Origin of the sequence: Acinetobacter sp. CIP-A165, from assembly GCF_000367985.1 — a bacterium.
Classification (GTDB): domain Bacteria; phylum Pseudomonadota; class Gammaproteobacteria; order Pseudomonadales; family Moraxellaceae; genus Acinetobacter.
On sequence record NZ_KB849201.1, the window covers coordinates 560,064 to 584,163 of the forward strand.

At 39.5% G+C, this 24,100-nt stretch carries 21 protein-coding genes and 1 tRNA gene; 11 read left to right on the forward strand and 11 right to left on the reverse strand.

The window, feature by feature from the left end; all coding sequences use genetic code 11:
* Window positions 1–15 precede the first annotated feature (15 nt).
* Both F991_RS05325 and F991_RS05330 read left to right on the forward strand, forming a co-directional pair.
* Window positions 16–924, forward strand: coding sequence for a glycosyl transferase (locus F991_RS05325; RefSeq protein WP_034595447.1), 909 nt, complete (start codon window positions 16–18; stop codon window positions 922–924).
* 189 nt (window positions 925–1,113) lie between these two features.
* Entirely contained in the window at window positions 1,114–2,001 is an 888-nt protein-coding gene (locus tag F991_RS05330) for a hypothetical protein (RefSeq protein ID WP_004669576.1), read from the forward strand.
* A 79-nt stretch (window positions 2,002–2,080) separates the two neighbouring features.
* On the opposite strand, the gene F991_RS05335 is transcribed toward F991_RS05330, so the two are convergent.
* The 3 genes from F991_RS05335 to F991_RS05345 form a co-directional block, all read right to left on the reverse strand.
* Window positions 2,081–2,992, reverse strand: a complete 912-nt coding sequence (locus F991_RS05335) for a glycosyltransferase family 32 protein (protein WP_004669577.1) — start codon at window positions 2,990–2,992, stop codon at window positions 2,081–2,083.
* A 63-nt stretch (window positions 2,993–3,055) separates the two neighbouring features.
* The gene (locus tag F991_RS05340) at window positions 3,056–3,814 is read right to left on the reverse strand and encodes a glycosyltransferase family 25 protein (protein ID WP_004669578.1); all 759 of its coding nucleotides are present in this window, start codon (window positions 3,812–3,814) and stop codon (window positions 3,056–3,058) included.
* A 14-nt stretch (window positions 3,815–3,828) separates the two neighbouring features.
* Entirely contained in the window at window positions 3,829–4,821 is a 993-nt protein-coding gene (locus tag F991_RS05345) for a Stealth CR1 domain-containing protein (protein WP_081398949.1), read from the reverse strand.
* 88 nt (window positions 4,822–4,909) lie between these two features.
* Between F991_RS05345 and F991_RS05355 the strand changes: the two genes are divergently transcribed.
* A protein-coding gene (locus tag F991_RS05355; protein WP_100222370.1) for an IS3-like element ISAcsp5 family transposase occupies window positions 4,910–6,039 on the forward strand; the annotation gives its coding sequence in 2 pieces (ribosomal slippage) (window positions 4,910–5,162 and window positions 5,162–6,039; 1,131 coding nt in all).
* A gap of 111 nt (window positions 6,040–6,150) precedes the next feature.
* Here the strand turns inward: F991_RS05355 and F991_RS05360 are convergent.
* From F991_RS05360 to F991_RS05390, 7 genes are all read right to left on the reverse strand, one after another.
* Window positions 6,151–6,906 (reverse strand): hypothetical protein, encoded by a 756-nt coding sequence (locus tag F991_RS05360; protein WP_004669580.1) that lies wholly within the window; start codon window positions 6,904–6,906, stop codon window positions 6,151–6,153.
* A gap of 171 nt (window positions 6,907–7,077) precedes the next feature.
* On the reverse strand, window positions 7,078–8,238 hold the full coding sequence (locus F991_RS05365; RefSeq protein WP_004669581.1) for a nucleotide sugar dehydrogenase: 1,161 nt from the start codon (window positions 8,236–8,238) through the stop codon (window positions 7,078–7,080).
* A gap of 156 nt (window positions 8,239–8,394) precedes the next feature.
* Window positions 8,395–9,321, reverse strand: coding sequence for a branched-chain amino acid transaminase (locus F991_RS05370; protein ID WP_004669582.1), 927 nt, complete (start codon window positions 9,319–9,321; stop codon window positions 8,395–8,397).
* 25 nt (window positions 9,322–9,346) lie between these two features.
* The gene (glnE, locus tag F991_RS05375; protein ID WP_004669583.1) at window positions 9,347–12,094 is read right to left on the reverse strand and encodes a bifunctional [glutamate--ammonia ligase]-adenylyl-L-tyrosine phosphorylase/[glutamate--ammonia-ligase] adenylyltransferase; all 2,748 of its coding nucleotides are present in this window, start codon (window positions 12,092–12,094) and stop codon (window positions 9,347–9,349) included.
* A gap of 86 nt (window positions 12,095–12,180) precedes the next feature.
* Window positions 12,181–13,452: a sensor histidine kinase gene (locus F991_RS05380; RefSeq protein ID WP_004669584.1), complete on the reverse strand. Its 1,272-nt coding sequence runs from the start codon at window positions 13,450–13,452 to the stop codon at window positions 12,181–12,183.
* A gap of 443 nt (window positions 13,453–13,895) precedes the next feature.
* Window positions 13,896–14,258, reverse strand: coding sequence for a hypothetical protein (locus tag F991_RS05385; protein ID WP_004669585.1), 363 nt, complete (start codon window positions 14,256–14,258; stop codon window positions 13,896–13,898).
* Between the two features lie 274 nt (window positions 14,259–14,532).
* Window positions 14,533–14,619, reverse strand: a tRNA-Leu gene (locus F991_RS05390).
* Between the two features lie 180 nt (window positions 14,620–14,799).
* Here F991_RS05390 and queA point away from each other — a divergent pair.
* The 8 genes from queA to secF all read left to right on the forward strand — a co-directional run bounded on the left by queA (window position 14,800) and on the right by secF (window position 23,292).
* Window positions 14,800–15,834 carry a tRNA preQ1(34) S-adenosylmethionine ribosyltransferase-isomerase QueA gene (gene queA, locus F991_RS05395; RefSeq protein ID WP_004669586.1) on the forward strand — a complete coding sequence of 345 codons (1,035 nt, stop codon included), beginning with the start codon at window positions 14,800–14,802 and terminating at the stop codon, window positions 15,832–15,834.
* Window positions 15,835–15,896: 62 nt separating this feature from the next.
* Window positions 15,897–16,883: a hypothetical protein gene (locus F991_RS05400; protein ID WP_004669588.1), complete on the forward strand. Its 987-nt coding sequence runs from the start codon at window positions 15,897–15,899 to the stop codon at window positions 16,881–16,883.
* 105 nt (window positions 16,884–16,988) lie between these two features.
* The gene (locus F991_RS05405) at window positions 16,989–18,017 is read left to right on the forward strand and encodes a hypothetical protein (protein WP_004669590.1); all 1,029 of its coding nucleotides are present in this window, start codon (window positions 16,989–16,991) and stop codon (window positions 18,015–18,017) included.
* Window positions 18,018–18,106: 89 nt separating this feature from the next.
* Window positions 18,107–18,676: a LemA family protein gene (locus F991_RS05410; protein WP_004669592.1), complete on the forward strand. Its 570-nt coding sequence runs from the start codon at window positions 18,107–18,109 to the stop codon at window positions 18,674–18,676.
* Window positions 18,677–18,802: 126 nt separating this feature from the next.
* Window positions 18,803–19,930 (forward strand): tRNA guanosine(34) transglycosylase Tgt, encoded by a 1,128-nt coding sequence (tgt, locus tag F991_RS05415; RefSeq protein ID WP_004669594.1) that lies wholly within the window; start codon window positions 18,803–18,805, stop codon window positions 19,928–19,930.
* A gap of 100 nt (window positions 19,931–20,030) precedes the next feature.
* Window positions 20,031–20,360, forward strand: a complete 330-nt coding sequence (gene yajC, locus F991_RS05420; protein WP_004669596.1) for a preprotein translocase subunit YajC — start codon at window positions 20,031–20,033, stop codon at window positions 20,358–20,360.
* 51 nt (window positions 20,361–20,411) lie between these two features.
* The gene (gene secD, locus F991_RS05425) at window positions 20,412–22,313 is read left to right on the forward strand and encodes a protein translocase subunit SecD (RefSeq protein ID WP_004669597.1); all 1,902 of its coding nucleotides are present in this window, start codon (window positions 20,412–20,414) and stop codon (window positions 22,311–22,313) included.
* 10 nt (window positions 22,314–22,323) lie between these two features.
* Window positions 22,324–23,292, forward strand: coding sequence for a protein translocase subunit SecF (gene secF / locus F991_RS05430; RefSeq protein ID WP_004669598.1), 969 nt, complete (start codon window positions 22,324–22,326; stop codon window positions 23,290–23,292).
* Between the two features lie 106 nt (window positions 23,293–23,398).
* Here secF and F991_RS05435 read toward each other — a convergent pair whose 3' ends face one another.
* Complete coding sequence (locus F991_RS05435; RefSeq protein WP_004669599.1) at window positions 23,399–24,046, reverse strand: 4'-phosphopantetheinyl transferase family protein; 648 nt, start codon at window positions 24,044–24,046, stop codon at window positions 23,399–23,401.
* Between the last annotated feature and the right edge of the window lie 54 nt (window positions 24,047–24,100).

The window sequence follows — 24,100 nt, forward strand, 5'->3', positions numbered from 1 at the left end:
AAGTGTATTGCAGATATGAATAGTGAAGTAATTAAAATTTTTGTGGGCTGTGATCCCAATAACTGTGATCTCGAGCAAATGATGGTGCTTGATTACAGCATTCGTAAACATACTCAACATCAAGTCGAAATTGTTTGGATGCAACTCAGTCACGATCCACAAAGCCCATGGTATACCAACCCACAAGCCGATGAAGGCTGGCATACTGAGAAATGGGCAACACCCTTTTCTGGTTTCCGCTGGGCTGTTGCGGAGTCATCAAACTTTGAAGGTCGTTCGATCTATATGGATGCTGATGTCATTGTACTCTGTGATATTGCTGAATTATGGTCTCACCCAATGCATCATGATGCCATCGTGATTGCCAAAGGCGGTAAAAGCACAGCTCGTCTTTGTACATGTGTTTGGGATTGTGAAAAAGCAAAGCAATACCTCCCTTCCTTGAAAGCGATCCAAGCAGATCCAAATAGCCACAAACAATTAATGCAACTTTTGAAAGACAAACCTGAGTTAGTTCAACCTTATCAAGATTCCTATAATAATATTGATGGTGAAGGCTTAACTATTGAACAGATTAAAATTTTGCATTACTCAGATATGGGGACGCAATTTAGCCACAAATATGCGCTACCACGTCTTGAAGCTGCGGGCCAAAAACATTGGTTTGATGGTAAAATCATGCCTCATCCAAGACAGGATTTAGTTGAGCTATTTGATCAATACTATCAAGAAGCTTTGGATCATGGTTTTAAACCTGAAAACTATCTAGTGGAACCTTTTGGCGCATTTCAAAAAGCCACCCAAGTTAACTATCAGGGTAACAAGGTAACTCGCCCTGAAGATGACGGGAACTGGTTCAGCCGATCGATCAAATATCTTAAGTCTACGTTTAAAGAAAAGAAGAAGTTTTCTTTAGATGATTGAGTGAACCCACACTTTAAAACGGTACTGTTGACCATATATGTCTGAGTACCGTTCATCGATTGAAAAATATTCAATATAGATTTTTTGACACGCTGAGCACTCTTTGCATTAAAGATATAATATAATTAACCTGTTAGTCATGGTTCGCCTCCATTGCTACAGCGATAAACTTATTACTGGGTATCCTCAATGCAACAGTTTTTTTTTAATCACATCACCAAGAATATTCTCAAATTCCTATATAAGTCTTTTCATTCCAAAGCATATAAACATAATCGACGTTATTGGCCGTATTACAAAGCCATTCGCAATGACGAGGGTGACCTAGAGCAATTATTCTTCAACAAAAGATTGATCGCCGACCATACAAAACCATTTAAGAGCGACAAAAAAACCTGTGTATTGGTTGCAACAGGACCTTCAATCAAAGAGATAGATCATCGTTTTTTTTCAAACCCTAATTATGACTATATTGGTGTCAATGGTGCCATCTCACTCGATTATATTCATTTTAAATATTATGTAATTATTGATTTTAACTTTACAACTAAACGCTTTGATCTTGTCTTAAAAGTACTTGAAAGTGATTGTATTTTTTTTACCACACCGCGCTGTTTAGGTATTATCTTAAATAAAATAGATCCGAGTCAGATTAAGTGTCAAATCAAAATCATCGAGACCATACTTCAAGATGACACGATAGAACCTTTTATGGGTAAAAAGCAAAAGATTGACCCAACAAAACCATATTTCCATTTATATGACAAATTTGGCTTCTCAACCAATATATTTAATGCTGTTTTTGACTATTTGACTGTACCTTACGTTGCTCTGCAAGTTTGTTATGCTATTGGTTTCAAAGAAATTTATATCGCTGGGCTAGATATGAACAATTTCTCACAACCACGTTTTTATGAAAATAGCGAAAATAAGCAACCGACCATGCTAGACCAATATTTACATTTAATCTTTCCTGCATTTGATGCAGCCGCAACATTCCTTTCAGAGCAGAATGTTCAAGTCTATAACCTTTCGCCTCAGAGTGCGATAGAGTCCTTTAAAAAGATACAATTCTAAAATTAAACATCCAAATACAATACTGCTCACCCAACAGGAACTATTTAAGCCAAATTAAATGAGAATCCACCGCATCTGACTAAATATCAATCAACGAGCCTTCGAAATACATACCTTTATTATAAAACTGGCATAAATAGTTACGCTCTTTCCCTGCCAGTTTTATCAATTTCGGGTATTCATCTGCTGGATAATTAATTGCCATATTGATTAATATTTTTTCTTTCACCCATCTATTTTTGACTTGGTAATAGAATGCATTTTCATCACAATCAATCAAAGTAATACTAGGGAAATTTTTTCTCATAATTTTTTGGCATGCAACATAGGCCACCAAGTATTCTAGATTACTGATCTGTTGAAATATATCCTTAGTATTTGATTCCGTTGCTTTAATATGCTGTATATATTTTTTGGGTGTCTGTTGAATTGCTAAATACAATTCATCATACCACTGTTTAAAGAAAAGATGATTTCCAACGCTGGCCAATAACCAGTTCTCTAAAACAGGATAACTCAAATTTGTTGTATTTTTCCGTCGATAATATGCGAAGTTCTCTGTCTTATTTTTTTGCATAATATCCGATATCCAATCCAAGCTATCATACAAAATAATACTGGCATCTAACCAAATACCACCGTGCTGGTACATCAGATCAAATCTAAGTAAATCAGCTTTTTGCTGGGCTGTTGCATCTTTAAGTAGGCTAAAGTCAATTTGGCTATATTGCTTGACATTATCTGGATTGAGCACAAAAACCTCATAATCAGGGTTTTTCTCACGCATCCGATCAATACACTTTTCAACGAATTCGGGAATGTCATTTTCCCAATACATCCATATTTTTTTCGGTAGAACAATATTCTTCTCGGTTGGGTTAAATATGAGCATCCCCGCATAATTGTCGATTTTTTTATTCTTATGCCTAACCTTATAGGAATACATCAAATGAAATTTTGCTAAATAGAATAATTTTTTAAAAATTTTCATCAAAATACTCAGCTATAAATAAATATAATGTGGTGCATTGTGATCCACTCAAGTGACTAACCTTTAAGAAATCAAATGTCGAATAGCATAAAAACGATCACGCCACATTCGCTTCTGCTTCTTTAAACCATGAGACGCACTGCGGTTTTCTAAATCTTTACGTTTGATACCCTGTGTCGCAACAGTACCTAAAATATCACTATCTATACCCGCCGGCTGCACAAAGGGTTGCCATACTCCCAATCCTTTACCATTTTTACTTAACCAACTTTGGAAGAAAATATCGACAGGAACTTGCATCGTTTTACCAAGTCGAACAAACGCTTCTGCCCCCTGTCTTGACCAAACCAATCCCACACCGCGAATCGGGAAATAATAGGCATGCCAGAGTGTATATTCATGGATTTGAACAATATCTTTTGCGAGTTTTTTCTTTTTCGCAGCAAGGTTCACCACATACCAATCAAGTTCTTTATGCTGATCGAGATAACTTAAAAGTGAGTTTAGATTTTGCTTAAAGTTCGGTAAAACATCAATATCATCTTCGAGTACTACGAGATAATCAGCATCAGTTTCTAAAAATTTTTCAGCACAACCATAGTGACTCAAATAACAACCGAGCTCTGAACTGATCAAACTACGCCCTAAGATTTTTTGAGCGCTTTGATCATCATAATTTTCAAACTCAGTGAGTGCTTTGCCTCGACCATCGTATGCGGGGAAACGACTAAACGCCCAATTTTCTTTTTGTAATTGGGCTGTTGCATTGGCTAAGCGTTGGTCACTACCTTCAAGATTGATCAGATAAGTTACGACTTTCATATGAGATCTCTACCTTATACTGCGACATTTGCTCGAATCTGACTCGGCAAAACATCATTAAATTTATCGATCAATGCTGAACGTACTGTTTGCTCTGCATTTGGCTCTAACTGATCTAGACTTTGGATACAGCCAAACTTGGTTTCGCCTTTTTTCAGTTGCTGCATAAACCGTTCTAGATCACGACCATCTTTCAAATAGGCAATTTCAACGTCATCATTTAAAATCGTTTGATTAGACTGAATAGCTAAATGATTTGACAAGCCTACAGGCAAAAATTGGTCGATATGTCTAAATCTAAAACTTATTTGCTTTGCTAAAACACTAGGATGTTGTTGAAAATACTGAGTTAAAATTGTTTTATCGAGAATATGCGGACGGTGGTGTAGTTCATAATATTTAGGTAAACCGAGCATATCTGCACTTAACATCTGTGCAATTGAATATTTCGGTTGCGCGATTTTCCCCATTTTTTCTTGGAGAAATCGACGAATGATGTATTTCATTTTTTTTATAAAATTACTTTGCCAATGACCATAGACCACCATACGGTCTGCATCTAAAAAATCATGGATATTAGAGATACGATTAAAAAAGAAATCATCATTTAGATAAATAAAACGCTCCGATAGCCCTCGGATATTCCAAAGCATCGTTTCTATGCTCAATGAATTAAACGTCGGCAGTGCAGACTCATGGCCTTCAAATAATTCGGTATGATCGACGATTCTAATTTTACCTTTTTCACAAAGATTTTGTTGTTCAAATTGATCTAACCATTGTGGTGACTGTTGATCTGTCACCACATAGATTGTTCCACAATACGGCACATATTTTAGAATTGAGGCAATGCAAAAATAAATTTCATCATTACTGGCAAAACGGGTGGCTTCTACAGCATTTGATGGTGCAGATGGATTTATAAATTGTTGACGCTTGTTTTTTAACTTAGGATCACTCCCATCAACCCAAGCAATCACGATATCAATAGGTTGTATGGTATCTATTGATGTGGTTCTAGGATTTTAGACCACGCCTATAAGTGATAATCTACTCCCCAATAAGCATGGGAAATGCTTGTTTTTGGAGTCAACCATGACACGAAGAAAACGTCGTAATCATTCAGCAGAGTTTAAAGTTAAAGTTGCTCTCGCAGCAATTAAAGGCGACCACACACTCGCTGAACTTTCTACTCAATTCGATTTACATCAAAACCAAATCATCGATTGGAAAAATCAACTGCTTGAGCAATCAGTCAATATTTTTTCACGACCAACAGCACAACAAGAACCAGAGATTGACCTCAAAGCTCTACATGCCAAGATAGGACATCAGGCATTGCAAATTGATTTTTTAGAAGGTGCGCTCAGAAAAATAGGGCAGCTGAGCGGCAAAAAATGATCGATAAGACCCATCAACTTTCGGTACGACAACAATCGCAATTGATTCAAATCAATCGCAGTACGTTGTATTACAAGTCCAAAGAGATTTCATCAACTGATTTGAGTTTGATGCGCCTGATCGATGAAATTCATCTCGACTACCCATTTATGGGCAGTCGAATGATACGAGATATGCTACAGCGTCAAGGGCATCAAATAGGTCGGCGTAAAGTCCGACGTTTAATGCGCTTGATGGGAATACATGCCTTGTATCCAAAACCCAATACCAGTAAGCCTAATCTTGCACACCGTATTTTCCCATATCTGTTGAAAAACATGGTCATCGATCACTCTAATCAAGTCTGGTGTACAGATATCACGTACATTCCTATGGCTAAAGGCTTTGTCTATCTGTGTGCAATTATAGATTGGCATAGTCGTAAAGTACTGGCTCATCGTGTATCGATCAGTATGGAAACAGGCTTTTGCATAGATGCGTTGCAAGAAGCAATTGTGAAATATGGTTGTCCTGAGGTGTTTAATACAGACCAAGGCAGTCAATTCACAAGCGAGGCATTTTTGAATGAGTTAAAATTGCGAAATATCCGTATCAGTATGGATGGGAAAGGACGATGGATGGATAATGTAATGATTGAGCGTTTATGGCGCAGCGTGAAGCATGAGGAAGTCTATTTGAAGGCTTACGATACGGTTAAACAAGCGAAACAATCAATTGCTGAATATTTGGATTTTTATAACATGATACGTCCTCATTCAAGTTTGAATAAGGCAACACCGGATGAATTTTATGATCAACATTTACTAAAAGTAATGGCAGCATAATTTAAATATTTAGAGCGGATTTATCACTTATAAAACTGAATTGAGTGGTCTAATTAACGGAACCACATTACTATCATAAATCAAACTCTTTTGTCCTTATCGCAGTTACACTTACTGCCAAGCGTCTTTAATCCAATCCGATGGCAATACATAACGATACCATTTCCCACCGCCGCCGCTGACTGCATCAGGCGGATTAATCTCACCGTGGAAAATAATAATTTTTGCACCTTTTGGTTTGATTGGTGGCTGAAAATAAGCAAATGGTACTTTTCTTAAGCAATGGTATTTATAGCTCTTACACCATTCTTTATTCCAGTAGCTTAATTTACCTTCTTTATGCACAAACCAAGATAAGTATTCTTGCTCATTTCTAAATTTATGACTGATTTCATCAAAGTTTTCGCGGAAATACGGCAAAATGCCAGAAAAAGCACCCAACTTAAAACGATAAACTGAGCTATTGCCTGTGACACGCCAAGGACGTTTCCAATCATGGATAACCAGGAACTCACCTGATTCTTGAAAGAAGCAATCAATGTTATCAATAATCACAACATCAAGATCAAGAAAAAGTGCATTACCTTTCAAGCCGTATAAATCAGGCTCAAAGGTAGAAAGTTTATTCCAACCACGTTCAGGCGCACCTGCTGGTAAATCTAAAGGTGGGATTGGGAAACATTGTACATTGGGGTCAATCCCTTCGGTACGATCAGTGAGACAGACCATTTTAAAAGGTAGAGTCAGGTGGCGTTTGACCATGTTATACAAACGATTGACGTATTCAGCACCGTATTTGGTTCCCCATTTCATACACAAAATGATATTTTCTTCGTGTGTTGCTGAGCTTTGTTGAATGTCGACCATTTGATAACCTTGAATGCCTGAAATAATATTTTTTGCGTTGCGCGTCCGATATCGCAAGCCTTAAATAGTACGCACCGAATATTGAGCTATCTTAGCATAGGCATGATTAAATTGATTATTATAAATTCGTCAAACGATTAGGATTATTTCATTTTGTTTTTGCTACAAAAGCTAGTTCACTCCAAACAAATCCCGTGTATAAATTTTTTCCATTACATCACTAAACATAGGAACCATTCGGTTCACAATAATTAAATCAGATTTGCTCTTAAATTTTTGTAGGCTTGATTCAATCGGATGACCTAAATATTCCTTTACATCCAAGGTCGGCTCATAAATCACAATGTTGATACCTTGCTCAGCCAAACCTTGCAACACATCATGCACAGCCGACTCTCTAAAATTGTCTGAGTCAGCTTTCATGGTTAGTCTATAAACCCCGACACAGGATACTTTTCGACTCAAAATATCTTCAATAATCGCCTGTTTACGCGTCTGGTTAGAACGAATAATCGCTGAAATCAGTTCTTGTGGCGTATCGTAATAATTGGCTAACAGTTGCTTGGTATCTTTCGGCAAGCAATAGCCACCATAACCAAAGGATGGATTGTTATAGTGATCTCCGATACGCTGATCCAAAGCAACACCAGTAACAATATCTAAAGCACTCAATTTATTCTTCAAACAATAGGTATCAAGTTCATTAAAGAAAGCCACTCGCATCGCCAAATAAGTATTCGAAAACAGCTTAATCGCTTCAGCTTCGGTCGAGTCGACACAGAGCAACACAGCATCTTTTTTAATCGTTGCTTTGAGATACAATTTGGCTATTTTTTCTGCGCGTTTGGATTTTTCACCGACAATAATTCGTGATGGATATAGATTATCCTGCAATGCCTGCCCCTCTCTAAGAAACTCAGGCGAAAAGATCAGATTCTTTAACTTGAGTCTTTTAGAAATTTCAGCAGTATAGCCAACGGGTACGGTGGATTTAATCAACATGAGTGCTTTGGGATTGATGCTTTGAATATCTGCGATCACGCTTTCAATACTTGAAGTATCAAAGTAATTGGTTTCAGGATTGTAATTGGTTGGGGTGGCAATAATAATCAATTTTGCCTGTTGATAAGCCAGTTCTTTATCACTGGTGGCTTCAATATGCGATTCGGCTAAGTAGCTTTGAATACAGGCATCACTGATTGGGGATATCTTTTGATTGATCTGCTTAATTCTTGTTTGGTCAATATCTAGTACGATCACATCGTGTTGTTTGGAAAATAACAAGGCATTGGATAAACCCACATAACCTGCGCCGACCACGGTAATTTTCATTGTTTCTCTATTTTTTAATTGTGCCTAGAGATCAACGTAGCCTAGTTTAATTAAGGATTGATGATGCTTTGATTGCAATCTGTTGACAGCTTCACTATTAAAAAGCAGCTAATAAAAAAGCGAAGCCTGAGCTTCGCTTAATCGATGGTTATTTACTTATTTCACATAAGTCAACCAATGCGCATATTTATCATTACGGCCTTGAACAGCATCAAAGAAAGTCTTTTGAATTTCAGTGGTGATCGGACCACGTGAACCACAACCGATTTCACGATCATCATATTCACGAATTGGGGTTACTTCAGCAGCAGTACCAGTAAAGAATGCTTCGTCAGCAATATAAAACTCATCACGAGTAATACGGCGCTCTACGACTTCATAGCCAAGGTCTTTAGCAATGGTCATCACTGTTTGACGAGTAATCCCTTCAAGTGCACCGCCTGCTAAATCTGGGGTATGTAACACGCCATCTTTGATCAAGAAGACATTTTCACCAGCGCCTTGGCAAACAAAACCTTGTGGGTCAAGCAGCATCGCTTCGTCATAACCCGCACGAGCAACTTCTTGGTGTGCCAAGATTGATACTGTGTAGTTACCACAAGCTTTTGCTTTACACATGGTCACGTTTGGATGATGATGCGTAAATGAAGACGTTTTTACACGAATACCGTGTGCCATTGCTTCGTCACCAAGATACGTTCCCCAAGACCATGCCGCAACCGCTGCATGAACGGTATTATCCGTTGCCGCGATGCCTAACTTCTCAGAACCGATCCAAATCAATGGACGTAAATAGCATGACACCAATTTATTTTCACGCACGACATCAATTTGTGCTTGTTCTAAAGTCGCTTGATCAAATGGAACTTTCATTTGATAAATTTTTGCTGAATTTAATAAGCGTTTGGTGTGATCTTGCAAACGGAAGATTGCTGTACCATTCGGAGTTTCATAGGCACGTACACCCTCAAACACACCCATACTATAATGTAGTGTGTGTGTTAAGACGTGAATCTTTGCATCACGCCAATCAACCATTTTTCCATCTTGCCAAATAAAACCATCACGATCAGCCAAACTCATCGCACATACTCCATTTTTTTCACTATTATTCACTTTCCAATGCTATTGCATTTGGATCAACTAATCTTTGCCATAACTTGCAAACGATCTCGCGGGTATCGTGCCAATCCGCAGCATTGACTTGCATAGATTGATTTGCAAGCGCTAAACGGTGACTCTCAGCTCGTTCACGGAGGTAAGCTTGTATTAATGCTGTGGCATCTTCACTTGATAAGCAGCCTGCTTTAGCAGCATCCTCTAAAATTCTCACATTGTCGGAAAAATGGGCGAGATCTGTATTCGTCCCACTCCATGCAAGCACTGCATACTGTGCCATAAATTCTATGTCAACGATACCACCCGCATCCTGTTTTAAATGAAAAATGCCATGTTTTTTTTGCTCAGAAGATGAACCCAAATGATCTTTCATTTTTTGGCGCATTTTGATCACTTCGTCACGTACTACGTTTTCATCACGAACTTGAGTAAGGATTTTGCACCGAACCGTTTCAAACTGCTGACAAAGCTGTGTATCACCTGCAATCGAACGAGCGCGCACCAAAGCTTGATGCTCCCATAACCATGCATGTTTTTGCTGATATTGTTCAAAGGCCTTTAGGCTAGTAACCAACATGCCTGCCTCGCCTGACGGTCTTAGACGAGTATCAATTTCATAGACGCGCCCATCTAGCGTTTGCGTGGTCATGAGTGACATAAATTTCTGCGCCACACGAATGGCAAACTCAGCACCACTAATACGCTTTCTGCCATCCGTTTCGCTTTGTTCTTCAAAGGCATGAATAAACACCAAATCCAAATCAGAGGCATAACCCAGTTCAATTCCGCCGAGCTTGCCATAGCCAATCACGGTGAAGCCTTTCACATCTAGACTGCAACGCTGTCCATTGCTCCCCATCGGATAACCATGTCGTTGTGCAACCGCTTGATAGGCCAGATTTAAGGTGGCTTGTACACTGACCTCCGCGATATCGGTTAGGGCATCTGAAACTTTCATCAATGGACTTTCAGCCAATACATCACTGGCAGCCACGGTTAAAACGTTGCTCTTTTTGAATAAACGCAACACACGCATTTGATCTTCAACTTGATCAATCTCGATACGCAGTAATTGCTGGCGTAGAGAATCCTCTAAGTCTTTACGTAAGGGCAAACCAAAGTCCATTGATAAGAACTCATCGAGCAACACTGGATATTGTGCTAATTCTTCACAAATCCACGGGCTCACCGTTGCCATTTTCACCAAGCGTTGCAAAGCACCACGGCTTTCCATCAACATGACCAAATACACGGTACGGCGCAGTACAGACTCCACCAAAGGCATCAAACGTAACAATGCCATTTGTGGTCGATCAGACTGTAAAATCGCTTCAATCAAATGTGGCCAAAATTTCTTTAGCCGTTCGAGTGCGCTTGCAGGAATTTTCTTTAAGGCCTGTCCATGCCAGAAGTTCTGAATCAGTTTTTGTGCATCATCATCCAATACTGTATTCAGTTGCTGTTCCAACTGCTCAAAATCATCAACAGGTTCAGAAAATTCGTTTTCTTGAATCAATTGTTTAAATTGGACTTTAACTTTATCGCGCTTCTGGTTCAGCACATTTAAAAATGATGACCAATCCGTAAAACCCAAGGTATCCAACATACGTTGTCTGAGTTCAGGTTCAGTCGGTAAGGATTGTGTCTGCTGATCATTGAGTGCTTGAATCGCATGTTCGACTCGTCTTAAAAATAAATAAGCATCCTCTAGGTCAGTCACTGCCTGCTGATCAAGTAATTCGGCCTGCCCCAAATGCTGTAAATTGACCAAGCACTGACGATCATGCAGTTCGCGTCTTGATCCACCATAAATCAACTGAAAAACTTGGACAATAAACTCAATTTCACGAATCCCGCCTGCGCCCAGTTTAATATCATCCTCAATATTACGACGCATCACCTCACGTTCGATCATGGCTTTCATTTCACGCATTGCAGCAAATGCGGAATAATCGACATAGCGACGGAACACAAAAGGACGTGCCATCGCCATCAAATCTGCACCCTCTTTGCCACCAGTAATTACCCGTGCTTTAATCCACGCATAGCGTTCCCATTCCCGACCATGCTGACTTAAATATTTTTCTAAACCTATGTGGCTAATCGCAAGCGCGGAACCATCTCCCCACGGACGTAACCGCATATCCACGCGAAACACAAAGCCATCTGCGGTAATTTGATCCAGCAAATAAATCAGTTTTTGTCCCCACAAAATACAGAACTGCTGAACATCAATACATTTACGACCATTGGTTTCGCCTTGTTCATCAAAAGCAAAAATCAAATCAATATCGCTAGAAAGATTAAGCTCCTGAGCACCAAGTTTGCCCATACCGATGACAATGAGATCTTGCACCTGACCTGAATAACCAATTGGTTCACCATGTTTGGCAATTAATGGAACACGTGCGAAAGCTTTCGCAGCACAAATACTGGCATCCGCAAAGTCGGAAAGCTCACGAGTCAGGGTAACCACATCGGTCAGTTGATTGGCATCTTGCCAAATCCAGCGAAACATCAGTTTGGCACGCAAGATACGCAAAGCTTTCATCCAAGCTTGTTCATCACTTAAATCTGCAATGGCCTGTTGAACTTTTTGAAAAATACTTTCCGTCGAAAGTGGACCAAGAAATTGATCTTCAGCATAATCTTGTTCTAATTGTAATGTATATAAATTTAAAACTTGCTCTGCATACTGACTGGCAACTAAAGTTCTTTGTAGCTGTGCTGCATTCATATAAAAAAGCTCGACTTGATGTCATCTTAATGAGGTCTGTAGACCTTTCTAGTTATATCAGTTACACCCTTATCTTTAAAATCTCTTTAGGCTAATTTTTCTTGACTTTTATGCTGTTCAACACATGAATCCACATGTTCACGTGCTATAGGCAATCGTACAGTAAAGAGCGTACCTTCCCCTTCTTTCGAGCTGGCACTAATTTCACCAAGGTTCATTTCAACAAACCGCTTACACAAAGCCAGCCCTAAACCAGCGCCTTTTTCCCCAGCCGTCCCTTTTAAACTCATGGTAATCCGAGGCTGAAATAGTTCCTTTATCTGTGCTTGAGTCATACCTAACCCTGTGTCTTTGACATGGATTTCCACAAAGTCACCGTTGTTTTTCGCTCGAATAAAGACTTTTCCAGCGCTATCAACATCGGTAAATTTCAATGCATTTGAAACGAGGTTCTGTATCACCGAAGTGATCATATTCATATCGGCATAAACTTTAAGATTCTCATCGACTTCATTGACCAGTTCGATATGTTTTTTCAAAGCCAACGTTTTCAAAATATCAGTGACAATGTTGGTAATCTGCCGCAACTTAAAATTAATTGGGTGATAAACGAAACGGCCACCCTCAGCCATTGCCCAATTCAGCAAACTTTCCAATAAGTTATAAGTCGATTGCGAAGTATCATGGAGATAGTCTGCGATATTTTGGATACTGGATTCATCTAAAGTATCACGCTCTTTCGCCAATATTTCAGAAAAGCCAAGTAAGCCATGAAAAGGTGCGCGTAAATCATGTGAAATGATCGAAAAGAATTTGGTTTTACTGACATTCAAAGCCGCTTCTTGTTCGTACAATTCTTTTAATTCATCATGATTGAATTTCAACTCTAGCTGTTGCATAAAATTAACACAGTGTGCCTGTAAGAGCTGTTTTTGTAACTCGCTAAATGCTTGGGCATCCTCATCAAATAAAACCACATATCCTAATGAGGTTTGATCTGGATGTCTGAGATGCAATGCAATGGCACTTTGAACTTTTCGCTTGAACGTATTTAAAAAGGCAATCAAGGTTGGATAGCGCGGGTGCTCACTATCGATCAGATCATCATTGACAAATAATGTATTTAAACTTTTTGCAATCTTTGTAGAATCAACTGCTTGTAATTTTTCAGGGCAACGGTGCCAAAGATAAGGTTCTTGGTGAAAAGCGAGCAATGCTGTACTGGCCTGCATCAATTTACGATTAAATTGCAGGAAATGTTCAATCAAGTTCTGTTCAGTGTTTATGCCTAAAGACAAAGATATCTTACAAGCACTTAACTTTTCGGCCTGCTGTAATTCTAATAGTTGAATAGCCATGCCCGCCTCTCGAATATTATCATTATACGGTTGCTTACGTTTTATTAAGAAAAATGTGACAACTATCACTTAGTATTAACAAAGTTTAACATAAAAGGCAATAAACGCTTCTCATTATTTCGAAACAAAACGTGAAATTTCATTAAATTTTAACATGAACATTTGATTAAAGAGAACCGTATCACACAAGCGCTCTTCTATCGTTTTTAGCCACTTTGTATTTCCCCATAGAGAGAATGAGGAACGATTGAAGTTCCGCAAGGGATGTATGAAAGAAGTCCACTAAAACTTGCAGACGAATAAAGCAGATAACACATATCATCAATGAGCAAAGAAGCAGTCATAGACCACTGCTCTTCGCCATTCATGTTTGTTTAAAAATTATTTAACGACAAGCAATTGAAAATTATTAATTTATAAAAGATGAGGTAATAAAAATATTTTTATGCAAAGTTATAATAAAGCGCAGTGCCATAGTCATAAAAACTCACATTATTTCCCTGACATGCAATCGAATAATAACGACCGCTTCCATAATGATATCCCTCATAACAACCAGCAGATTTTTGTTTTATCGAGATGTATTCACCATGCCCATAGTCATAAAGACGATATTCACCGTCATTAAACCGTCCCTCAAAATAGGTATTTCGATCGTAATCAAAAAACTTTATGCACTCCTTATCGGCATGACCTGAAATACGAGGATAACAAGACTGAGTATAATCATAGATATTGCGTTTTGTGTTATTGGTTTCCAGCTTTAGTACTGCCAAAGCAAGTGCGGCTCTTTGATACGGCTTCATTATTTATCCTTTTCATAGGATCTGCTGACATTACACAAATACTGGCGACTTAAGTGCTTTCGACTTAAGCAATCTTAAACAGTACAAGGCATAACATAATGATCGATTAAAATGACAACAAATCCTGATTATTCTTCAAAAAATTTACGCCTATGGCTATAAAGTAACCACGACCTAAACTAGAGTAAAAATTAAACAAGCTTCTTAGACTAACATTTTTAATCGCCATAAAAAAACCCCAAGCCTTTAATACCAGCTTGGGGTCTTTGAATCTTGGTCCCGAGGGTCGGACTCGAACCGACACGTCATCTCTGACAGCGGATTTTGAGTCCGCCGCGTCTACCAATTTCACCACCTCGGGAAGAGTGCGATGCTTTGTGTTGCGTATGATAACCTGTTTGATTTTATTGTCAAACCCCATCTATCACTTATTGCTCACTTTTAAATCATTCAGATATTTTTTTAGCTATAAACATCAAGCTCAGCGAAAAAACACAAAAAAGACTATACTACGCCCAATTTTTTGCAATGTTTTAGATGTATGCAACTCTCCGACTTTTCTTTTGATCTTCCAGATGAACTTATCGCTCGCTACCCACTAGAAAGCCGTAGCGCATCACGCTTATTGCATATTGATGCAGCAGGTCAGTATCACGACCATGCTTTTACCGATATTTTAGATTTATTGGAAGATGGTGATTTACTGGTTCTAAATGACACTAAAGTCATGAAAGCACGATTAAAAGGAAAACGTGCCACTGGCGGTGCTATCGAAGTTTTGGTTGAACGTATGTTGGATACGCATACAGCACATTGCCATATCAAATCGAGCAACTCACTTAAAGCAGGCGCAGAACTGTATATTGGTGAAGATGCAGTTCCTGTGACGGTACAAGGTCGCCACGAAAATCTATTTGTGGTGAAATTTTCACAGCCAATTTTGTCGGTGTTGGATCAATACGGTCAGTTACCGATTCCACCTTATTTCAATCGTGAAGCTGAAGAGATTGACACTGAACGTTATCAAACGGTTTTTCATGACCCTGAAAAAATTGCCAGTGTAGCAGCTCCGACTGCAAGCTTACATTTCGACCAAGATTTGTTAGTAAAATTGGCAGAAAAAGGCATTCAAAAAACTTTTGTCACTTTGCATGTAGGTGCTGGAACATTTATGCCAGTTCGCACCACAGACATTAGTAACCATATTATGCACAGTGAATGGTGTGATGTACCGCAAGCGACGATTGATTTAATTTTAGCAACCAAAGCACGAGGCAATAAAGTGATTGCCGTTGGCACAACCGCGACACGTGCCTTAGAAAGTGCAGCGCAAGCAAATGGTGGTAAGATTGCAGCTTGGACAGGCGACACCCAAATCTTTATCTACCCAGGTTATCAGTTCTGCATGGTGGATCGTTTGATTACTAATTTCCATTTACCTGAATCCACGCTATTGATGCTCGTTTCAGCACTATCAAATCGGGATAATATTTTGGCGGCATATCAGCATGCAGTTGAACAACGCTATCGCTTCTTTAGCTATGGCGATGCGATGTTGATTGATCAACTCGCATAAATATCACTCATAGGCTAAATCATGGTTTAGCCTATTTTTTCAGAATGATTATCTAAAAAACTATGCCATTCATATCCAATAAAATTAAAAAAACTTTTCAAAATCAATCTACTCACAATCAGTCGACCTTAAAAAATATTGAGGCCATTCGCCAATTGCTAGAGAAACAACCCTCACCAGAACTTTTAATTAATACCTTAAAACACTGGGATGGCGAGCAAAACCTGTATATCAAGAATTCCCTATACTGGACAATGTGCACGCTGAGTCTGATTTTTTTATTGGCAGGCCTTTTGTTCTCTGCCTACTATCTAATTGTTTGTGTTGTTCTGTTTAGTATTGGTGTGCGTTATCGTATTCCGACAACTGAATTAGACAGCCTAAAAGAACAATTAAGAATCTATGTTCTGGAGCAGACCTATCAGGTTAAGTTTCATGCTGATAGCACCCCCTTAAATCCTGCTTTACTGGATCATCCCTTATTTCAATTAGGTAATAAAGACAATACTGTTAAAATATTGCTAGATGGGCAATTAGTGATTAAACAAAAAACATATGATTATTCTGTTTTTAACTATCACTACACCTATCAAACAAGGACAACCGATGAACAAGGCAAAGAGTTCTTTGAAACGACCCATTGTGATCTGTGGGGCGTATTCATGGACAATTTTCCATTCAAAGGCATCAGTATCTCAGCTCGCTATAAACATCAATGTCATCTAGGTATCGAGTGGAAATCTAGTGATATTCTCTTTAATAAAAAGCATCAGCAAACTGGCGTAAATGAATATGAGCTCGTTAAGTTTTTAACGCCAGAAAGAGTATTGTCATTGGAAAAAATGATGCAGACTTTTTATGGAGATTTTTATGTACACCCACAAACTAGTGTGATGTGCTGGCTATTCAATGAATCCCCTTTAGCGGAGAATAATTATTTATTTCAAGCAATCACGGTTAATAAACTTGCTGAAAAGCTGGAACAACTTCAAATGCCAAAACTTCAACGTTTACAAGAAGCACTCGCCAGTCTGCTCAAGACTCTCTAATTCCATCCAGACTGATTAAAATAGCCCACAAGGCACTTCTTAGTTTCTGAAATTTAAAGCATAATCTATACCTCATCAATCTAATATAATGAATTGATCATCGCCATGCCGATCGACACTGTACAACAAGCACTCCATATAAGACGCAAAAAAAACGCTCAAGTTTTTCGCAATATTGCTCGGCTTTGGGATATTGGAAATAAATCAACAACCGATCAAGAACTGCTCGACAAACTACATCCTTGGGGTGAAGCGCATAGCTTGCATTTCTTTAATATACTACCCCTACTCCTTGCGATTGTCAGTGCATGCTGTTTGGTCTTCGGCTATTTTATTCATCCACACATTCAGTTTATCTGGAGCTTTTTAGGCGCATTTCTTTCTGGATTTTTAGCCTATTTGCTTTATGAACCGAAACAGCCTTTGATACAAGTAACAGAATATCTAGAACAACGCTTGATGACCCTACGTTATCACTTAAACTTCCAGCAACTCCCCGCATATCTTCCGATTCAGGCGCAACCAACACTGGTGATCAGTCGACTTAAACAATTTTTCCCATTGTTTCATCGTGGCACGGAATCTAATGACATTACGCAATACGCCTCCACAACATGGCATGATGGTGTCACGGAACATCAGGTGCTGATCTTCCAATATCATTATGTCAGTGAACTACCAATTCTAAGAAATGGGGATAAGAATCAACAGATCAGTAAAGAAATACATAAAGACTTATGGGGCGCATTTATTTTTCAAATGCCTGCTTTAGGAATTGCTGTCAGTAACCAACGTTCTCGTTTTTTTGAACCTTATGCTCATGCGTGGGAAAGTAGTGATATCTCAGTCAATCGTAATCTTAAAATTTTTGGGCGAAGCCAACATGAACTCGCTAAAAGCATTAGCCCAAGTATGACCTTAAAATTACATGATTTTTTTCAACATTTTAAAGGCGATTTAATCTATCATCATCAAGAGCAAATTCTTTGTTATGTTGGTGAACAAAACCTATTACAAACAACGAGTAAGCGTGATCAAATCAATGATATTCCAGCACTACGTGGCCATCTTCGTACCATGACCATGCCTCAATATCAAAGATTTCAAGAAATGATGCTTAATTTAATTAAATAACTCATCCTAGCCCTGATCCACAACTAAAACGGCATAAGGGATGAGGAACGATAAAAGTTCGACTAGGTAAATAATAAAGGGGAATGGCAATGACAGGTTTACTCATTTTCTTGGGGATTTTTGTTGTACTCATCGTTTGGGGGATTCATATCCGCAACACGATCGTGCGGTATTTCAATGCCACCAAACGTGCTTGGGCAGAAGTTGCCAATTTTGAGCGCCAGAAAGTCAAAACACTGGAAGCGCTCGAAGATACGCTAAGTAAGTACACAGTCTTTGAGAAATCTACCCTAGAGCAAGTAACTGCATTACGTCAGCAGATCATGAATCTCAATATCAATGATACCGATATTGCCAAGTTACAACACATCGAAAAATTAAATAGCGATTTGATGCGTAGTTTAAATGTTGTGGTTGAAAATTATCCTGAGCTGAAAGCAGATACGCTATACAGCAAGATGATGGATGATATTCAAGAACAGAATGAAAATGTCGGTGCTGCGATTACCATCTTTAACCGCAATGTCGAATTGTTTAATAATCACATTCAAGTTTTTCCAAACAATTTGGTCAACACCATCACCTTAGCAAAGAAAGCGATTCGCCCTTTCCGTGATCCCGTGATTGATCGTAATTTTGACTATAAACCGAATTTTTAACGCCAGCTACATTTAGTAGTAGAACTGCGCGCCATAATCAAGGAAAATAGCCGTTTTTGATCAGCGAACTGTTTTTTCGCCTCCTAGTACTCCTTAAAGGTACTTCGATCTTGCTCGGGTTATGACATGAAATTTGAAAAATTAGGCCAGTCGGGACGCGCCCGTCGTGGTCGACTCACTCTAGAACATGGTGTGGTAGAAACACCAGTGTTTATGCCTGTCGGTACTTATGGTACGGTTAAAGGCATGTTGCCTCGTGATCTTGAAGAAATTCAAGCACAGATTATCTTAGGCAATACTTTCCATTTATATTTACGTCCTGGCTTAGAAGTGATTAAAGAGCATGGCGGTCTACATGAGTTTATCAAGTGGGATAAACCAATTTTGACCGACTCAGGCGGCTTCCAAGTGTTTAGCTTGGGTGCAATGCGTAAAATTAAAGAAGAAGGCGTGACGTTCCGTTCTCCAATTGACGGCTCAAAAGTCTTCTTATCTCCTGAAATTTCCATGGAAATTCAACAAGTCCTCAATTCAGATATCGTTATGATCTTTGATGAGTGCACGCCCTACCCTGCAACCCATGAAGAAGCACAAAAATCTTTACAGCTTTCTTTACGTTGGGCCAAGCGTTGTAAAACCCACCATCATGATGAACTTAAGAATAAAAATGCCCTATTCGGCATTATTCAAGGTGGCATGTACGAAGATCTACGTGATGAATCACTCACTGGCTTGTTAGACATTGGTTTTGATGGCTATGCGATTGGTGGTTTATCTGTCGGCGAGCCAAAAGATGAAATGATCAAGGTGCTTGATTATTTACCTAATAAAATGCCAGAGGACAAACCACGTTACCTTATGGGTGTCGGTAAGCCTGAAGACATCGTGGAAGCGGTTCGTCGCGGTGTTGATATGTTTGACTGCGTGATGCCGACACGTAATGCACGTAATGGGCATTATTTTGTCACTGATGGTTTAGTCAGAATTCGTAATAGTCGATATCGTCATGATCAAGGTCCTTTAGACCCACATTGTGATTGTTACACTTGTAAAAACTTTAGTCGTGCCTATTTATATCATTTAGAGAAGTGTGGAGAAATGTTGGCATCGATGCTCGGCACAATCCATAACCTCCGTTACTACCAACGCCTGACGCAAGGGATGCGTGATGCGCTGGAAAACGATACATTTGATGCCTATGTACAGGACTTTTATGCACGTCGTGGATTAGAAGTTCCACCTTGTCCAAATTAATTCATCTGGATTTGCACGCAAAGCCAAGACAAGGTACATTGCAAAACGAATTGGAACTTATTGTCAATTTTTTGACCTTTTTAAACCTTAGGAAATCAAAATGAGCTTTTTCATTTCTACTGCCCACGCTGCTGATGCTGCTCAACAAGGCCCAAGTCTTATGGCAAATATATTGATGATCGCGGTATTTGTTGCGATCTTTTATTTCTTAATCTGGCGTCCTCAAGCAAAACGTGCCAAAGAGCATCGTAGCTTGGTTGATAGTCTTGGTGTTGGTAGTGAAATTGTTTTTGCTGGCGGCTTAATGGGCAAAATCATTCGCTTAGATGGTGACTTTGCAACCGTTGAACTGAGCCGTGGTGTAGAAGTTAAAATTCAACGTGCAAGCGTTATTTCAGTGTTACCTGAAGGCACACTCAATAACCTTTAATCATAAAATAGTCGTGCCTCAGCACGACTTTTTCATTTAAGAAGAAAGCGAATGCGTTACCCTGCATGGAAATATTTACTGATCATCGTAGTATTTGTGATCAGTACGTTATATGCACTTCCTAGTCTGTATCCTGATGAACCTGCTGTCCAAATTTCGGGCGCAAAAGCTGGTACTCAGATTGATCAGAGTGTCGTGCAAAAAGCTGAGCAGATTTTAAAAACTGCCAATATTAGCAGTCACGATAATAGTTTCTCTAATAATGCAGCTTTATTACGTTTAGACTCATCAGAAGAACAGCTGAAGGCGAAAGCGATTCTGAGCCGTGATTTAGGCGAAGACTACGTGATTGCACTCAATCTTGCGCCAACAACACCAGAATGGTTGCAAAAGATTGGGGCTAAACCGATGAAACTCGGATTAGACTTACGTGGTGGTGTACATTTCTTGCTCGAAGTCGACATGGATAAAGCTATTAGTCAGCGTATGGAAACATCTGCGACTGATCTACGTCGTCAATTTCGTGACAATAAAATTAAATTCAATAATCTCGCTTTAAGTAACAACACCATTACCGTTCAGTTTGCAGAAAATGCAGATCGAGAAGCTGCGGCTGATTTCTTACGTCGTAACGGTAACGAGTTTACGCAGCAGCCAGTTGCTACAGCAACAGGTGCAACCTTAAGACTGAGCTACACTGATGCACGTCGTCAAGAAATTCAATCTTATGCAGTGAACCAAAACTTAACCACCTTACGTAACCGTATTAATGAATTGGGTGTTGCTGAGGCATTGGTACAAACCCAAGGTAGTAATCGTATCGTGGTGGAGTTACCAGGGATACAAGATACTGCTGAAGCAAAGCGTGTTTTAGGTCGTACTGCGAATTTAGAATTCCGCTTAGTTGCCGATAGCAATGATCAATATATTGATCCTTACACGCGTCAATATAATGGGCAACCTGTTCCTCCTGGAACAGAAGTGTTTGCTTTTGAATCAATGGATAGCGGTCGCCAATTATTGCTCAATCGTAGTCGTATTTTGACTGGTGAACGCGTTCAAAATGCAAGCTCAGGCTTTAGCCAAGATTCAGGCGGTGCAGAAGTAAATATTACCTTGGATAGCGCTGGCGGCAAACTCATGGCTGACGGCACACGTAATGCTGTTGGTAAACGTATGGCGGTTTTGTTTATCGAAAATAAACAACGAATCAGTTATGTCACCGATCCTGAGACGGGTGCACAAACTGAGGTGCGCACGCCATATACCGAATCTGTGGTCATCAATGCGGCAACTGTTCAAGCTGTTCTAGGTTCACAATTCCGTATTACGGGCTTAGATTCACCACAAGAAGCGGCTGAACTTGCATTGATGCTTCGTGCAGGTGCTTTGGCTGCACCGATGTATTTCGTTGAAGAGCGTGTGGTTGGTCCGAGTCTAGGTAAAGAGAATATTGAGAAAGGGGTTCAGTCGACCATTATCGGCTTTATCTTAGTCGCAATTTGGATGGTGGTTTTCTTCCGTCTATTTGGTTTCATCGCAAACTTTGCACTCGTCTTAAACTTAGCAATGATTTTGACTGTGATGTCATGGTTAGGTGCATCCCTTACCCTTCCAGGGATTGCAGGTATCGTCATTACCATTGGTATGGCGGTTGATGCTAACGTTCTGATTTGTGAGCGTATCCGAGAAGAAATACGATGGGGCGCTTCACCCAAACAAGCCATTGTGGCGGGCTATGATCGTGCCTATAACACGATTCTTGACTCCAACTTAACCACTTTCCTTGTTGCATTTATCTTATTCGCTATTGGTACGGGTCCGATCAAAGGCTTCGCTGTGACGTTGATGATCGGTATTATTTGTTCGATGTTTACTGCGATTACAGTCACACGTGCAATTGTGCAACTCATTTATGGCAAACGCCGTAATTTGACCAAGTTGAGTATTTAAGGAGATTGATATGACTAATCTGACTCAACGAGATTCAAAGCAATACGGTCGTCCCGATGATTTAAAAATCATCCCATTTATGAAGATTGCCAAACCTGCGGCAATCATCTCGATCTTACTGACGATTGCCAGTCTGTTCTTTATTGCAACCAAAGGTCTAAATCTCGGTTTGGACTTTACTGGTGGTGTGTCTGCTGAGTTGAACTATGAACAAGCCGTTCAACCGTCACAGATTGTACAAGCACTGAGTCAAGCTGGATTTAAAGATGCAGTTGTTCAGACTCTAGGCAGCAATACGGACCTCATCGTTCGTATGCCTGTACAGGATGATTTAGAGGTTGAAGATCTCAGCAACAGCATTACCAAAGCAGTTCAGCTACCGAATAATACTGTTAATGTTCATAAAGTAGATGCGGTCGGTGGTGCTGTTGGTAACGAACTCTATGTTCGTTCTTCTGGTGCGGTTGCACTTGCGCTGATCCTGATGTTGATCTATGTCACCATTCGTTTCGAGTTTAAGCTTGCGATGGGTGCTGTGATGTCGTTATTCCACGATATTGTCATCATTCTAGGTGCATTTGCATTGTTCCAATGGCCGTTTGACTTGACCGTTTTGGCGGCATTGTTAGCGATTATCGGTTTCTCACTCAACGATAACATCGTGGTATCGGATCGTATTCGTGAAAACTTCCGTAAGATTCGTGACACCAGTTCGCAAGAGATCATTGATATTGCCTTAACCGAAACCCTACGTCGTACTCTCCACACTTCTGCAACGTTATTGCTGGTTGTGGTGGCTATGTTCTTCTTGGGTGGTGATGGTTTACATTGGTTCTCGGCGGCGATGATTGTCGGTGTGTTTGTTGGTACTTATTCATCTATTTATATTGGTACTGCATACGCATTATGGCGTGGTCTAAATCGTCAAGATTTTATCGTACAAGTGAAGCCTGAATTTGAAGAAGACGAGATTCCTTAAACCTCTCCCCTCTTCTTGATTCAAAAAAATGCCAGTGTAATCACTGGCATTTTTTTGAGTATACGATTTGAACATCTATGAAAAAGCCAACTAAAAGCAGTAAAAATTAATGCTGAATCATTTGGATCTGCGGAAACTGAAACCCTCGACAAGACTGCTCTGCTCGCCATGCAACTGTTACCACAACACGATTTAAGATGAAATTCTGATAGGCAAAAGTGCCGATCAGTGGATGTGTACACATTCCACCATGATTTGATGAATGAACTTGCGTATTTAAGCTATTTAAATCTAAACGAATACCGAGGCCTGAAGCTTTTAAAATCGCTTCTTTGGTCGTCCAAACTTTAAACCAATATTCCTGATCTTGGTCTTGCTGTTGCCAAGTTTGATATTCTTCAGGATGAAATGCATGTTGCGCCAAAGCATCAAAACGTACTTTTCGATCCAACTCTTCGACATCGACCCCAATATCTTTTACTCGTTCGCTCATTGCCAAAGCATAGTATTGTTGACTATGCGAATGATTAAAATTCAACGAGTGCGAGTTCAAAAAAGGTTTGCCCTGTTCATGTTTGGAAATGTTTAAATCTTCAATTTCGCACGCTAACTTTTTGGCGAGTAGCTGGTTGCGATAAGCTTGAATCTGATCTTTTTTATAATGGTTAAATGAACGCAAATCAGCAAAGTCTGTTTTATCCCGATCAAGCAGCTGAGCCAATGCCTGAACATGTATTTCGATTTTAGATGACATGATTAACAGCCTCTCATTATAAAAAAGCCCAAAACAAAGTTTGGGCTTTTGATT

Coding starts and splice junctions, on each gene's coding strand:
- F991_RS05325 (WP_034595447.1), top strand. CDS start 16: ATGAATAGTGAAGTAATTAAAATTTTTGTGGGCTGTGATCCCAATAAC.
- F991_RS05330 (WP_004669576.1), top strand. CDS start 1,114: ATGCAACAGTTTTTTTTTAATCACATCACCAAGAATATTCTCAAATTC.
- F991_RS05335 (WP_004669577.1), bottom strand. CDS start 2,992: ATGAAAATTTTTAAAAAATTATTCTATTTAGCAAAATTTCATTTGATG.
- F991_RS05340 (WP_004669578.1), bottom strand. CDS start 3,814: ATGAAAGTCGTAACTTATCTGATCAATCTTGAAGGTAGTGACCAACGC.
- F991_RS05360 (WP_004669580.1), bottom strand. CDS start 6,906: ATGGTCGACATTCAACAAAGCTCAGCAACACACGAAGAAAATATCATT.
- F991_RS05365 (WP_004669581.1), bottom strand. CDS start 8,238: ATGAAAATTACCGTGGTCGGCGCAGGTTATGTGGGTTTATCCAATGCC.
- F991_RS05370 (WP_004669582.1), bottom strand. CDS start 9,321: ATGAGTTTGGCTGATCGTGATGGTTTTATTTGGCAAGATGGAAAAATG.
- glnE (WP_004669583.1), bottom strand. CDS start 12,094: ATGAATGCAGCACAGCTACAAAGAACTTTAGTTGCCAGTCAGTATGCA.
- F991_RS05380 (WP_004669584.1), bottom strand. CDS start 13,452: ATGGCTATTCAACTATTAGAATTACAGCAGGCCGAAAAGTTAAGTGCT.
- F991_RS05385 (WP_004669585.1), bottom strand. CDS start 14,258: ATGAAGCCGTATCAAAGAGCCGCACTTGCTTTGGCAGTACTAAAGCTG.
- queA (WP_004669586.1), top strand. CDS start 14,800: ATGCAACTCTCCGACTTTTCTTTTGATCTTCCAGATGAACTTATCGCT.
- F991_RS05400 (WP_004669588.1), top strand. CDS start 15,897: ATGCCATTCATATCCAATAAAATTAAAAAAACTTTTCAAAATCAATCT.
- F991_RS05405 (WP_004669590.1), top strand. CDS start 16,989: ATGCCGATCGACACTGTACAACAAGCACTCCATATAAGACGCAAAAAA.
- F991_RS05410 (WP_004669592.1), top strand. CDS start 18,107: ATGACAGGTTTACTCATTTTCTTGGGGATTTTTGTTGTACTCATCGTT.
- tgt (WP_004669594.1), top strand. CDS start 18,803: ATGAAATTTGAAAAATTAGGCCAGTCGGGACGCGCCCGTCGTGGTCGA.
- yajC (WP_004669596.1), top strand. CDS start 20,031: ATGAGCTTTTTCATTTCTACTGCCCACGCTGCTGATGCTGCTCAACAA.
- secD (WP_004669597.1), top strand. CDS start 20,412: ATGCGTTACCCTGCATGGAAATATTTACTGATCATCGTAGTATTTGTG.
- secF (WP_004669598.1), top strand. CDS start 22,324: ATGACTAATCTGACTCAACGAGATTCAAAGCAATACGGTCGTCCCGAT.
- F991_RS05435 (WP_004669599.1), bottom strand. CDS start 24,046: ATGTCATCTAAAATCGAAATACATGTTCAGGCATTGGCTCAGCTGCTT.